We start from the raw sequence: 13,628 nt of genomic DNA on the forward strand, positions 1-13,628 counted from the left end.
ACGAGACACCGCCGTGGGGCGGTTATGGCGTTGCAAAGGCTAATGCAAACGATAACATCTATCAATGAGTGGTGGGGCATCGTCCAGCAACGTCGCCCCCCGGCGGCCCTGGTCCGCCGGGGCATCGTTAGGGCGCATTGACCAGAATCAGAAGTCGTAGCTGAGGGTAGCGGTGACGCTGCGTTCGGCGCCGAAGTAGCACACCGATTCGCTGTAACAAGCACCGACATACTCCTTGTCCAGCACGTTATTGGCGTTGAGCTGCGCCGTCAGCCCGCTCACGCCGAGTCGGGAGAGATCGTAGCGAAGGGAGGCATCTACCAGGGTGTAGCCCGGCACTTCCAGGGTGTTGGCGGCGTTCGCCCAGCTGTCTCCAATGTAGCGCACGCCGAGGCCCGTGGTCAGGTCGGCAAGTGGGCCGTCCTGGAACCCGTAGGAGCCCCAGAGTGACACCATGTGTTCCGGTGTGGCGACAGGGGTCAGGCCCTGGGTGCCGTCCTCGGCCTTCTGAATGTCGACATCGGTATAGGTGTAGCTTGCCCTGACGTGGGCATTATCGGTGAAGTGTTTCGTTGCCTCGAGCTCGATACCCCGGGACCGCGTGCTGCCGACGGCACGATAGGCCATGAGGCCCTGGATGTAGTTGGCCGTATTGTCCTGGTCGATCTGGAAGGCCGCGATGCTGTACTGGTCGCGGGTATCGTTGGGTTGATACTTCACCCCAAGCTCGACCTGTTCCGCCTCGGAGGACGCGATCAGGTCGCCGTTTTCATCGACGTTGCTGTTGGGGCTGAACGATTCCGAGTAGCTGATATAAGGCGACAGGCCGTTGTCGAACGCATACAGGAGCGCGGCGCGGCCGCTGAAGTTCTCCTCTTCCCGCTGCTGTCGACGGTTGGTTCCTGAATAGACATCCTCGACCTTATTGTCGACTTCCACCCAGTCATAGCGGCCGCTCAGGGTAAAGCGCCACCGATCAAGGGCGATCTGGTCCTGCAGGTAGAGGCCTGTCTGCTTAAGCTCGCGGTCATTGTCCTGGAAGGGTGTGAGGGAGCCGTCGCTGCCATAGGTGGGCTCGAAGGGGTTGATGGGCGAGAAACCTCTGCCGAGCTCCCAGTAGGCATCGGTCTCGCGTTGCTGGTAATCGAGTCCGGCCAGTATCGTATGTTCGGCACTGCCCAGGCCAAAGCCGGCAATCAGCTGGTTGTCGACGGCCAATGCATCAAGCTCCTCATCGGCGCCAAAATAGGTCCGGCCAAGCTCATTGCCGTTCCAGGCGGCAGTGTTATAGACCTGCCCATAGTCGACGCTGCTGTCGACATAGCGGAAGTTCTGCCGCGCCGTCAGGGTATCGTTAAAGCGGTGTTCGAGCTGGTAGCCGAGCATGGCCTGCTCGCGGTCGAAGGTTTCGTACTCCTTCTCGCCGTCATAAAAGTTGTTGGAAATCCGCTTGCCATTGCGGTCGTAGAGCGTTCCCTCGGCGGGCAGCCCCCCATAGTAGCCGCCCTTGGGGTCCTTCTGGAGATAGGCCATCAGGGTCAGCGAGGTGTCGTCGCCGAGGTCGAAGGCCAGTGACGGGGCGATGGCATAACGCTGATTCTCGATATGCTCCCACTGGCTCTCCGCATCCCTGACCAGGCCGACCACTCGATAGGCGGCACGGCCGCTATCACCCAGCTGGTCGCCCACATCGAAACCGACCCCCAGATGACCCTGTGTCCCGGCGCTGGCCTGAACCTGCCGGTGTGAGGTGAACAGGGGCTGCTTGCTGGTCAGCGCCACCAGCCCTCCCGGCGCGGCGCGACCATAGAGGACCGAAGAGGGCCCCTTGACCACCTCGATGCTCTCTAGGAAATACGGGTCGATCTGCAGAATGCTGTAGGTGCCCTTGTCGTTCAGTAGCTTAAGGCCGTCCAGGTACTGGTTGTCGATGCTGTCGCTGCCGAACCCGCGCAGCTTGATAGCATCGTATCGGCCGGCGGTGGCACCGTACTGGCCGGTGAAGACACCGGCCGAGTAACGGGTAGCCACCTGAACCGATTGTGAGCCCTGTGCGCGAATCTCCTCTTGGGTAATGCGTGATACCGCCTGCGGCGTCTCGTTGAACGGCGTCTCTGTCTTGGTGGCGGCCTGGGCGGTCACGGTCAGGGTGTCGAGTGACTCGGCCTGCTGGGCCATGGCGTCGAGAGAGGCGCCGGCGGCGATAAGGGCGATGGCCAGCGTCAGAGGGCGTGGGCTCGGCATAAGAAACATCCTGTGGTGCTGCGGTGGTATTTTTTAATGTAATGAGAATTGTTGCTGTTTGACGGGCGTGGCAGGGATGCGCAACGCTCACACCTCTATGCGCGATGCTCAGTTCGCTCTGGGCAGGGAACTCGGGGCGACACCGAAACGGCGGCGAAAGGCGGTGGCGAAGTTGCTGGCGTGGCGGTAGCCCGAGAAGTGGGCGGCCTGCTGCACGCTGTAGCCCCGGCGAAGGTAGTCATGGGCCAGTGTCAGGCGACAATCGCGCAGGTAGTCGAAGACGCTGTGGCCGAAGGCGGCCTTGAACTTGCGGCGCAGGCTGGCGGGGCTCATGGCGGCGAGGCTGGCGAGCTCCTCGAGGCGGTATTCTCGCGCCGGGTCATTGCACATGGTCAGGCGAACCCGTTCCAGTCGCTGGTGCTCACGGGGGAGCAGGGTGGGTGTCGTGGTCCGGGGCATGTTATCGACCGGCAAGCCATGGGCCAGAAGCTGGAGGCTGAGTCCTTCCAGAAGAAGCCGGTGTCGCTCTGCCTCCTGGGGCGGGGTGGCGAGCGCCTGCTGGAGCCCCTGGCGCAACGGCTCGGGTAGCCGCCATGCGTGTAGACGGGAAGCCTGCTCGGTGGTCGGAATCAGGGAGGCGAGTCGGTTGCGATCCAGGCTCAGGGTCAGGGCGCGCAGGCGTTGTCCGGCAGGCTGTGTTGCCTCGAGGCCGTGTTCGTCATCCAGTTGCACGCTCAGTGCCATGCCGGCCGACAGATGCAGGGAATGCTTTTCCAGGCGTACCTCGGCCGCCCCCTCGAGCAGGACGATGATCGAAAGCGGTGTGGGGCGTCGCGAGCAGGAGTCATAGCGGTGCAGCACTTCCACGTCGGAAGCGACCAGCTGCATGCCGGAATGGAGGGGGAATTCCAGAACACTGCCGCGTATCACCGGTGTGTCGGCGTGTGGCGAGAGACCGGGGACCCGGTAGTCGAGGCCATAGTGTCGGCCGTAGGCCAGCAGGTCGCGTGGCGTATGTGCCTGCCCGGGAGCTGCTGGCCGGCTCATCTCGCCTCCGGGGCAGACCGTGAAGCGCGGTGACACCCCAGTGGGCAGTTCCCGCACACGCTGAGTTCATCGATTAGGTAGCGGATGCAGCAGAGCCGCCGTATTCGGCGTGGCGAGCCGGGTTTGTCCGCCTCGACATAGCGGACCGGCCGGTAGAGGGGATTGCGACGGCCGTCGGCGAGGGTCCGGCGCTCTAGGAGTTGCCGGGCCGGGTCGGTCGCCTCCGGCTTGGCAAGGGGATGCTCGGCCAGGGCGCCGGCGAAGTGCTCGAAATAGTTACCCGCGTTGCTCCAGAACACCCGGGGGGAGGCACCGGTGGCCGTGGCAAGGGCCTCGATCAGCGGCGCCAGGTGGCCATCGAGCAGGGTGGCGAAGCGGCAGCCGGGGGCGAGCTCGGTCAGGGGCCGGCCGGCATGGCGCAGCACTAGCCCGGTGGTCTGTCCCTCCGGCGATAGCTCGAGATGCAGGTCATCCAGCCGCAGCGGCAGGTCGCGCCCCATCAGCAGGTTGGCCGCCAGGCCATGGGCCACCACGGCGCTGAGGTGCCACTTGGACCACAGCGAGGCCACCGCGCGGCGATCCCCATTCCCATAGCGTGTGCCGAAGCGTGCCAACAGGTCGTTCAGGCATGCCGGGTCGAGCAGTTCCCTGGCGGCAAATACATCACCTCGTGATACCGCCGACACTTGTGGCGGCGCCAGGCCTTCCAAAGGACCGATATACAGCGATGACATGGAAAGGGGCATGGGATTTCAGCCTTGGATGGTCGACAAAATTGTGCGGCAGATATGGATTGAATTGCAAGAGCAAATGAGAATCTTTATAAATGGAGCGCGGCGACTGGCTGCAGCCAGCAAGCTTCCACCACCCCCCCCGAGACTCTTTTCATGTTTGCTATCCCTTCCCTTTCGACGCCATACACGTTGACGAAGGCAATTTGCCCGGCCCTCGGTGTCACCGCTACCGGTCTGCTGTCCGCCGGGCCAGTGCTGGCTCTGGAGACGATGTTCGATACCGAACCTATGGTAGTAGTGGGCACTGCCCTCAAGGTGGCCTCGCCGCTGGTCGAGACGCCGCGTCCCGTCGCGCTGGTGGATCGCGAGGAGTTGGACACGCGTAATGTGCAGGACCTGGACGAGAGCTTTCGTTACCGCGCCGGTGTTCTCTCCGGGCACTACGGCGCCGACAACAACAGCGACTGGTTCAAGGTGCGCGGCTTCGATCAGGCGACCTATCAGGACGGCCTGCGCCTCTACCGCCAGGGGTACTTCCAGTGGCTGCCCGAGCCCTATGGCCTGGAGCGGGTGGAGGTGTTCAAGGGCCCCGCCTCGATCCTCTATGGGGAGGCGCCGTCGGGCGGCCTGATCAACGCCGTCAGCAAGCGCCCCACCGCCGAGCGCCAGGGCGAGATCGAGATCCAGGTCGGCAACCGCGAGCATCGCCAGTTCGCCGTCGATACCTCTGGGCCGGCCACCGAGAGCGGCGATGTGCGTTATCGCCTGGTGGGGCTCTACAAGGAGCGTGACGGTGACCTGAACGATACCGAGAACGAACGCTACTATTTGGCGCCGAGCCTCGAGTGGGACCTCTCCGATGCCACTCGGCTGACGCTGCTGGCCAGTGTCCAGAAAGACGACGGCATCCCAGTCAACCCGTTCAAGCTGGCCTACGGCACGCTGCAGGACACGCCCTTCGGCAAGGTCGACCCTCACACCAACTATGGGGCGCCCGACTACGACAAGGACGAGCGCACCCAGACGGCCATTGGCTATGAGTTCCGCCATTTGCTCGATGACACCTGGACGTTCGAGCAGGACTTCCGCTATAGCCACCTGGACCTTGACCTGCGCAGCTCCTACATCCTCAGCGGCACCGGGGATGGGCAAACGGCCTTCCGCGGCCACCTTCAGCGCGACGGCGAGATCGATAGCTTCACACTCGACAACCGGATGGTGGGCAAGTGGTACACCGAGCACACCGAGAACACCCTGCTGGTCGGGGTCGACTATCAGGATCTCAGCCTCGACGGCCGTGAGTTCGACAACTTCACCTACGACGTCGTCGACATCTTCGACCCCCAGGGCGGCATCGCCCCGGTCCCGGGCGACCAGCTGAGTCGCCGGCGAATCGACAAGGAGCAGCTGGGCCTTTACCTGCAGGACCAGCTGCGCATCGACGACCGCTGGGTCCTGCTGGGCGCCGTACGCTACGACAGCGCCGACGTACGTAACGAATCCCAGAGCCTGAACGTCCAGGTGGACGAGACCCAGACCGCGACCTCCTGGTCTGGCGGCGCGATGTATCTCGGCGACCATGGCATCAATCCGTACCTCAGCTACACGGAGTCCTTCCAGCCGGAGGCGCAGACCAACTCAGCCGGTGCCATCTTCGAGGAGATCGAAGGCCAGCAGTGGGAAGCCGGGATCAAGGTCGCACCGTTGCACTGGGACGGCTATCTGACGGCGGCGGTATTTGACCTCGAGGAGTCAAACTCCTTCGCGACGACGCCTGGCGGCTACCAGGCCCAGGAGGGTGAGAAGATGGCCACGGGCTTCGAATTGGAAGGTGTGGGCTATCTCACCGAGTCACTCCAACTGAGCGCTGCCTACACCTACACCGATGCGCGTGATGCCAACGACAACCGCGCGGCGCTGATTCCTCGCCACATGGCCTCCGCCTGGCTGGACTACGACTTCGCGGGCACGGCGCTGCAGGGCCTGACGGTCGGCGCGGGCCTCCGCTACGTGGGCGAGTCGGTCGATGGCGACGTCACCGTGCCCGACTACACCGTCGGCGATGCCATGGCCCGCTACGACTTCGACCGTCACTGGACGGTACAGCTCAATGTCAACAACATCACCGATGAAGAGTACGTCGCCAGCTGCGATTTCTGGTGTTACTACGGTGAATCACGCAGCGTTATCGGTAGCCTCAGCTACCGCTGGTAAGACGCTGTGCCCGTGACGACGACGCCCGGCCTGGTGGCCGGGCGTCGTCGTCCATCGGGAAGGCCGTCAGTAGTCGACTGACCAGGTCAGCGTGTAGGTGCGGCCACGGCCCTGATAGTCGTAGAGGTATGCAGGCCCATAATAGGGCGAGTAGAAGATCTCGGCACGCTGGCCCCACACCGTGGAGTACTGCTCATCGAGCAGGTTCTGTACGCCCAGGGTGAGGTGACCGATATCGGTTTGTTTGGCCAGGGTAAGGTCCAGAGTCGTAAAGCCGTCGATCTGCCGGTCGGTATCGTCCTTTAGATCCAGGGTGTGATTGGCCTGCAGCCGGGCGGAGTGCTCGAGGTCCGACCAGCCGACGAAGGCGGTGGCCGTCGAGAGCGAGGCGGAGGTAGCATCGCGTTTCTGCCACTCGCCCTCGTCATCCTGCTGCTCGGAGCGTACCAGGTGGAGGGTGCCGCCAGCTTCAATGTTCTCCCCCACGTAGCGGGTCAGCGTGGCCTCAAGGCCATAGTCACGTTTCTTGTCGTCGATGACGTCTACGCTGAGGTCGCCGCTGTTGATCTGCAGGGCCTTGTCGGACCAGGCGTAGTAGAGGGCTGCCTGGGCGATCCAGTTACCGCCCTGTCGGCGCCAGCCAAGCTCCACCTGGTCGGTTTCGATGGCCGACAGGGGGTTATCATCGACGCTGATTCCGGGGCGACCATAGTATTTGGCAGGGTCGGGCAGTTCGAAGCCCTGGCTATAGCGCAGCCAGGCCTGCTGCCCGCCGTCGAAGTCATACAGCGCACTGGCGTTGAACAGGGTGGTGTCGTAGTCGTTATCACCCCCGGGAATACCCCGGAAATCATCGATGCTTACGTCGGTGTGCTGTCGACGCGCCCCGGCGGAGAGCTTGAGTGACTCGCTGGCCCACCAGTCGCCCTGGGCGAAGGCGGACAGGGTATCGAGCCGATATCCCGGGTAGCGTGGGGACACATCCGCCTCCTCCTGGACCAGGCCTCCGGTGGCGTCTGACACTGCGCGATCGAAGGTCATCTGGTCGGCATCAAAAGACTCTCGGTCAAGGTCGAGGCCGTAGGTCAGCGAGAGATCATCACGTAATTCCGCGGCGAACAGGGCCTTGAGTCCAGACAGCCTCGTATCCTGCTTGGAAGCGCTGAAGGTGTAGGCATCTGGCGCCTGCCAATCGGGTGAGGGGTAGGGGAAAGCCTGGAAGCTGGCCTCCTCTTCACGATGGAACGCCTGTAGGTAGAAGTCTTGGCCCAGAAGGTTGCCGTGGTGATACTGCAGGTTGAGCATGCGGCGATCGGTAGTGGGGTCGCGATCCGCATGATAGCCGTCGCGGATTTCAGCACCCTCCAAGCTTGGAGAGGTGTCCGACAGGTTGGGAAAATAGACGCCTCGGTTGCCCTCGTAGCCGGAACGATAGAGCTGGGTGCCAAGCCGCAGCGATTGCTCGTCGGAAAGCTCGACCTCCAGGCTGCCCAGCAAATCGATGCTGCGGTTGTCCTGCAGGTCGGTCTGGGCAATATCGGGGAAAATCTCGTTACCGCCGGCATCGAAGTGGCGGCCGTTGTCCCGGTACGCCACCGCCAGCCGCCCCCGGGCCACCTCATTGCCACCGCTGATGGCCTGGGCTACGCGGTAATCGACATCATCCCCGTCATGGAAGCCACTCGTGATGCCAAGTTCGCTCTCGAGTCCTAGTGCCGGTCTTGTCGCCTGCTTGGTGATGATGTTGATGATGCCACCGGTGGCGCCGCCACCATAAAGGCTGGTGGCGCCGGAAAGCACTTCAACTCGCTCGATATTGAATGGGTCAATCGAGTCGAACTGTCGAGACAAGCCACGCGAGCTGTTCAGTGAGACGCCGTCGATCAGTACCTGAACGCTGCGCCCACGCAGGTTCTGGCCATAGTTGGTGCGGCCCTGAGGGGCGAAGTCCAGGCCTGGTACCAACTTGCCAAGGGCTGCCTTGAGGTCGTCACCGCCGCGGGTCTGACGTTGGAGCTCGTGGCCCTCAATGACATGCACGGCTCCCGGTATCTGGCTGATCTCGGTTGGCGTGCGAGAGCCTACCACTACCAGGGTATCCTGCGTCATGGGCTCCGAAGCTTCCTGTGCATGGCTTGCGAGCGTCATCGAGCTGGCGGCGATTGCCAGGGTAAGGCGTGAGAGTGGGGGCATGGTGAGATCCGTTTGATGATGATGGACGTGTTAGCCGGCACCTGGGTGCCGGATATCAACCTTTTAGGTTAATGCGACGCATTTTCATCATTTTTGCCATCTATGCAACGATTGATAATTGTTATCAATCGTGAGACGATCCCGCCGCCTTTCGATACGGACCCAGGGAGCCCGATGTGAAGAGGATGCTACCCGCGCTGCGCTGGGGGTGTGCCGGCCTGCTGCTGGCGACGACCCCGCTGATGGGCCAAGAGCTCTTGCAGGAGGCCGGCGAGGCCCAGCGTGCCCAGGCCGAGCTGCAGGCGCGCATCGATGCCGCCGACGAGGCGAGTCGCGAGATACTCGCCGAGCTGCGCCGCCTGGAGGCACAGACCCGTCGCCTCCAGGCACAGGGCGAGGCCCAGGCGCCGCGCCTGGAGCGTTTGGCCGAGCGGCTCGATAAGCGCGAGGCCGCCCTGGCGACCCTGGCCGAGACCCGCGAGCGGTTGCCGGCGCTGGAAGGTGCGCTGGTCTCGCGCCTCGAGGCCTGGGTCGAGCGCGACCTGCCGTTCCTGGTGGAGGAGCGCCTGGCGCGGGTCGCGACCCTCGAGCAGGGGCTGGCCGACCCCGATGCCTCGGCCGCCGAGCGGCTGGACCGGATCCTGGCCGCCTGGCGGGCCGAGCTCGACTACGGCCGCGAGCTGGATGCCTGGCGCGGCACCCTGCACACGGGGCAGGGCGAGGATGACGACCGCCGCGAGGTGGACTTCCTGCGCCTGGGGCGCGTGGGGCTCTACTACCTGACCCCGGATGGCCGGGAGGGCGCCGTCTGGCGTGCCGACGAGGCGCGCTGGCAGCCCCTCGACGAGGCCGGGCGCGTCGAGCTGCGCCATGGCCTGCGCATCGCCCGGGACCAGCGGGCGCCGGAGCTGCTGACCTTGCCGGTCTCCCATCCCATCACCGCCGCCGCGCAGGAGGCCCGATGATCTCCCAGGTCATGCCGAGACCCAGATGGCTGGTGACAGCCGCTCTGGCCACGTTGCTGCTGGCCGGTGCACTGCCTGCCGCGGCCCAGGAGGACCCCCTGGCCACCCTGCGTGCCGAGCGCGAGGCCGCCGAGGCCCGCGATGCCGAGCGTCTGGCCGAGCTCATCGAGGATCGTGACGCCCTGGCCACGGCCCTCGAGGAGGCCCGTGCCGCCCACGCACAGGCCGAGGCGCGTGCCGCGACCCTGGCGGAGCGCCAGGCGGCACTGCAGGCGCGCGACGCGGCGCTGACGGCCCGCCAGGCCGAGCAGGGCGATGACCTCTCGGCGGTGCTGGACACCCTGGCGCGCCACAGCGGTGAGCTGCGCGATGCCCTGGCCGAGAGCTGGGTCACGGTGGGCGGTGCCGCGCTGCCACCCCGCCTGGACGATGCCGAGGTGCTGCGTCCCGAGCACCTGGAGACCCTGGGCGACGCGCTGATGACATTGACCGCCGAGACCGGTCGCATCCGGGCCTTCGAGGCCCCGGTGGCCGCCAGCGACGGCGAGATCGCCCCGCGCGAGGTGGTGCGCCTGGGCGACCTGGCGGCCTTCAGCCAGGGCGAGCTGCTCGAGCGCGGCGCCGAGGAGGACGTGCTGGCCACGCTGGCGCGCACCCCGGACGCGGTGAGCGAGCGGCTGGCCGCCTTCCAGGCCGGGGAGGGCGAGCGCGTCGCCCTGGACCCCACCCGGGGAGAGGTGATCGCCGCGCTCGCCCAGCGCCCCAGCCTGGTGGAGCGCTTCCAGCAGGGCGGCGCCGTGGGCTATGTGGTGGTGGGCCTGGGCGTCTTCGGCCTGCTGGTGGCGCTTGCCCAGTACGGCTACCTGCTCAAGGTCAGCGTCGCGGTGCGCCGGCAGCTCAGGGGGCTGGATCGCCTGCGCGAGGATAACCCGCTGGGCCGTGTGCTGCTGCGCTTCCGGGCGCTTGCGGACGACCCCTCCCCGGAGGCGCTGGAGGCGCGCCTGGACGAGGCGGTGCTGGCGGAGCTGCCGCGCCTCGAGCGGGGACAGCCGCTGGTCAAGCTGCTGGCCGCGGTGGCGCCGCTGCTGGGGCTGCTGGGTACCGTCACCGGCATGATCGTCACCTTCCAGGCGATCACCGTCTTCGGCACCGGCGACCCGCAGCTGATGGCCGGCGGCATCAGCCAGGCGCTGGTGACCACGGTGCTCGGGCTGATCACCGCGGTGCCGCTGCTGTTCGCCCATACGGCCCTGGCCGGGCGCAGCCGTCGACTCACCGGCGTCCTCGAGGGGCAGGCCAGCGCGGCCCTGGCCGAGCGCCTGGAGAGCCGTCACCCGGTGCCCGGTCCCCGCGGGAAGGCGACCCATGCTGCCGCTCTGGCTTGAGCCCCTGGCACGGCTGGTCGATGCCGGCGGGATCGTGCTGCTGGGGATCGTCGCGGTGGCCACGCTGCTCTTCAGCCTGGCCCTGGAGCGGGTGCTGTTCTTCCGCATCACCTACCGGCGAGCGCGGCGCGCACTGATCCGGCGTTGGGCCGCGCGGCCGGACCACCACAGCTGGAGCGCCCTGACCCTGCGCGAGGTCTGGACCCGCGAGCTGATCGGGCGGCTGCGCCGGCCGCTGCCCTGGCTCAAGCTGCTGGTGGCGCTCTGCCCGCTGCTCGGCCTGCTGGGTACCGTGACCGGCATGATCGCGGTGTTCGACAGCCTGGCGCTCAGCGACACCAGCCAGGCGCGGGCCATGGCCGACGGGGTGGCGCGCGCCACCCTGCCCACCCTGGCGGGGATGGCGGTGGCGGTGGTGGGGCTCTTGTTCACTACCCGCCTGGAACAGATCATCCGGCGCGAGGACCAGCGGCTGCATGACCGCCTGGCCCGCGCCGTGGAGGAGAACGATGCGTAGACGCCGCATGACCGCCGGCGAGGCGGGTGACGCCGGCGAGGTCAACCTGACCCCGATGCTCGACGTGGTCTTCATCATGCTGATCTTCTTCATCGTCACCACCAGCTTCATCAAGGAGAGCGGTGTCGAGGTCCAGCGGCCCGAATCCAGCGCCGCCGCACCCCGGCCGGATGCCCAGCTGATGGTGGCGATCACCCCCGAGGGGGCCGTCTGGGTGGATGGCGAGCCGGTGGATGCCCACCGCGTCGGTGACGAGGTCGCGGCGCTGGTCAGCGGCGAGGGCGGCGTGGTGATCCAGGCCGATCGCGAGGCCACCACGGGGCTCTTGATCGAGGTGATGGATCGCATCCGCCAGGCCGGCGTGGAGAAGGTCGCGGTGGCGGCGACCCGAGGCGCGCCATGACCCGGGTCCCGGTCGCCATCCTGGCCGGTGCCCTCCTGGCGCTGGGGCTCTTCTGGCTGCTGGCGCTGCTGGTGTCACCGCCGGAACAGGAGATCGAGGTGCTGGAGATGCCGCTGACGATGATGCAGCCGGTGGCGGCACCGGAGCCCGAGGCGGCCGAGCCTGCCACCCCGCCGCCCCCTGCGGTGCCACCGGCCGCCACCCCGCCGCCGCTGCCGGAGCCTGCCCCCTTGCCGGATGCCGCCCTGGCCCTGCCGGAGCCCGAGCTACCGGCCGAGCGGGCGGAGCCGGTGGCGCTGGACAGCTCGCTGCCCGAGCTGGCCGAGGTACGCCCCGACCCCCCGCCGCAGGAGCCACCACCCCCCGAGCCACGTCGTGAGCCGCCGCGGGAACCGCGGGCGGCGCCCGCCCCGGATTCGGTACCTTCCCCGGCCCCCGCGTCGGCATCCTCCCCGGCGGCCGAGAGCCCCGAGGAGGCGGTGGCCCGGGCGCCCGTCAGCCGCGAGCCGGTGGACGTGGGGCAGATTGCGCCCACCCGCCGGGTGCCGCCGGAGTATCCGTCGCGGGCCCAGCGTCGTGGCCTCGAGGGGTACGTCGAGCTGGCGTTCGTGATTCGCGCCGACGGCAGCGTCGACCGCTCCAGCATTCGCGTGACCTCGGCGCGCCCCGCCAACGTCTTCGACAAGGCTGCGCGCCAGGCGGTATCGCGCTGGCGCTTCGAGCCCGCCCAGGGGCTGCGTCGGGCGCGCCAGCGCCTGGAGTTCCAGCTGAGATGAATCGCCGGGAGTCAGGGATGCACCATCGCGGATACCTTCCTGTCGGCCTGCTGCTCTGCTGGCTGGTGGCCGTGACGCCGGCCCAGGCCGCCCCCCCGCTCGAGGCCGCCTTCATCGAGGACCTGCAGCGGCTGGAGGCACGCCTTCAGGGCGGCGAGCCCGCCGCGGTGAAGGAGCGTGCCCTGGCGCAGGCGCGGCGTCTGGCCGGCGGCAATGCGGCCGACCGCTGGGCCCGCGCCCTCTATCTGCAGTTGGCCGCCGGCGCCGCCTCGCGTCAGGGGGCGCCGGCACGGGCGGCCGACCTGCTCGCCGAGGCGCGTCGCCTCGACGGCCTCGAGACGGCGCAGCACGACCGCTGGTTGCACGACGAGGCACGCCTGCGCCTCGCCGCGGGGGAGCGCGAGCGGGGAAGCGAGCTGCTGGCGCAGTGGCTGTCCCGTCACCCGGGCGAGCCCGGCGACCATTGGCGCCTGACCCGGGCGCTGGCCGAGCTCGAGCGCTGGGAGGCCGCGGCGACCCGGCTGGACCAGGCACTGGCGGCGACGCCCCGGCCCGATGCCCGGCAGCAGGCGCTGGCCGGCGCCGTGCTGCGCCGTGCCGGACGCGAGGGGGAGGCGCTTGCCTTGCTCGCGGCCGGGCTTGCCGAGAGCCGCGACCCGGCACGCTGGCGCGAGGCGGCCGCCCTGGCCCAGCGTGCCGGCGAGCCAGGCCGGGCGGCGGCGATCTGGGAGGCGGGGTGGCGTGCCGGCGTGCTCAGCGGGCCAGAGGCGCTGCGCCGGCGGATCGAGCTTCACCTGGCCGGCGGCACCCCGGCCCGCGCCGCGGAGCAGCTGGCGGCGGCCCTGGCGTCCGGCGCACTGGACGACGACGAGGCCAACCGGCGCCTGCTGGCCCAGGCCTGGGAGCGGGCCAGAGATCGCGAGCGCGCCCTGGCCGCCTGGCAGGCGGTGGCGGAGCTCAGCGGGAAGGGGGAGGACTGGTCGAGGCTCGCTCGCCTGGCCCACGCCTGGGGGCGCGACGCGCTGGCCGAGCGGGCCCTGGCTCAGTCCGGCCAGCGCCCAGCGCCATAAACGCTGTACGTTGAGCCGCAAGGCCCCTCGCCGGGAGCCTCGGGGGCGATACCCTGCAGGCTTGCTCCTTGCTCCTTGCT

11 protein-coding genes are annotated in these 13,628 nt (G+C 67.4%); 7 read left to right on the forward strand and 4 right to left on the reverse strand.

Annotation, left to right across the window (positions count from 1 at the left end; all coding sequences use genetic code 11):
- Positions 1 to 147: 147 nt before the first annotated feature.
- From Q673_RS25710 to fhuF, 3 genes are all read right to left on the reverse strand, one after another.
- Complete coding sequence (locus tag Q673_RS25710) at positions 148 to 2,244, reverse strand: TonB-dependent siderophore receptor (protein WP_023005552.1); 2,097 nt, start codon at positions 2,242 to 2,244, stop codon at positions 148 to 150.
- A 108-nt stretch (positions 2,245 to 2,352) separates the two neighbouring features.
- Positions 2,353 to 3,291: a helix-turn-helix transcriptional regulator gene (locus tag Q673_RS25715; RefSeq protein ID WP_031217977.1), complete on the reverse strand. Its 939-nt coding sequence runs from the start codon at positions 3,289 to 3,291 to the stop codon at positions 2,353 to 2,355.
- A complete protein-coding gene (gene fhuF / locus Q673_RS0118310; protein ID WP_031217981.1) occupies positions 3,288 to 4,037 on the reverse strand; it encodes a siderophore-iron reductase FhuF in 750 nt (249 codons plus the stop codon). Before fhuF ends, Q673_RS25715 begins: the two co-directional genes overlap by 4 nt.
- 258 nt (positions 4,038 to 4,295) lie before the next feature.
- On the opposite strand from fhuF, the gene Q673_RS25720 reads away from it, so the two are divergent.
- Positions 4,296 to 6,239, forward strand: coding sequence for a TonB-dependent siderophore receptor (locus tag Q673_RS25720; RefSeq protein ID WP_023005555.1), 1,944 nt, complete (start codon positions 4,296 to 4,298; stop codon positions 6,237 to 6,239).
- A gap of 66 nt (positions 6,240 to 6,305) precedes the next feature.
- On the opposite strand, the gene Q673_RS25725 is transcribed toward Q673_RS25720, so the two are convergent.
- Positions 6,306 to 8,348, reverse strand: coding sequence for a TonB-dependent receptor (locus Q673_RS25725; protein ID WP_023005556.1), 2,043 nt, complete (start codon positions 8,346 to 8,348; stop codon positions 6,306 to 6,308).
- 269 nt (positions 8,349 to 8,617) lie between these two features.
- Here Q673_RS25725 and Q673_RS25730 point away from each other — a divergent pair, with 269 nt between their 5' ends.
- Genes Q673_RS25730 through Q673_RS25755 form a run of 6 tightly spaced genes read left to right on the forward strand, consistent with a single transcriptional unit; the run spans position 8,618 to position 13,548 of the window.
- Positions 8,618 to 9,397, forward strand: coding sequence for a DUF3450 domain-containing protein (locus Q673_RS25730; protein WP_023005557.1), 780 nt, complete (start codon positions 8,618 to 8,620; stop codon positions 9,395 to 9,397).
- Positions 9,398 to 9,408: 11 nt separating this feature from the next.
- Entirely contained in the window at positions 9,409 to 10,782 is a 1,374-nt protein-coding gene (locus Q673_RS25735; RefSeq protein ID WP_043524689.1) for a MotA/TolQ/ExbB proton channel family protein, read from the forward strand.
- Positions 10,763 to 11,299, forward strand: coding sequence for a MotA/TolQ/ExbB proton channel family protein (locus Q673_RS25740; protein WP_023005559.1), 537 nt, complete (start codon positions 10,763 to 10,765; stop codon positions 11,297 to 11,299). The genes Q673_RS25735 and Q673_RS25740 overlap by 20 nt, the downstream gene beginning before the upstream one ends.
- A complete protein-coding gene (locus Q673_RS25745; protein WP_031217986.1) occupies positions 11,292 to 11,702 on the forward strand; it encodes an ExbD/TolR family protein in 411 nt (136 codons plus the stop codon). Before Q673_RS25740 ends, Q673_RS25745 begins: the two co-directional genes overlap by 8 nt.
- Positions 11,699 to 12,478, forward strand: coding sequence for an energy transducer TonB (locus Q673_RS25750; RefSeq protein ID WP_023005561.1), 780 nt, complete (start codon positions 11,699 to 11,701; stop codon positions 12,476 to 12,478). Before Q673_RS25745 ends, Q673_RS25750 begins: the two co-directional genes overlap by 4 nt.
- A gap of 17 nt (positions 12,479 to 12,495) precedes the next feature.
- Positions 12,496 to 13,548, forward strand: a complete 1,053-nt coding sequence (locus Q673_RS25755; RefSeq protein WP_023005562.1) for a hypothetical protein — start codon at positions 12,496 to 12,498, stop codon at positions 13,546 to 13,548.
- The last annotated feature ends 80 nt before the right edge of the window (positions 13,549 to 13,628 follow it).

This window comes from Halomonas sp. PBN3 (assembly GCF_000475415.1).
In the GTDB taxonomy this organism is placed as follows: domain Bacteria; phylum Pseudomonadota; class Gammaproteobacteria; order Pseudomonadales; family Halomonadaceae; genus Halomonas; species Halomonas shengliensis.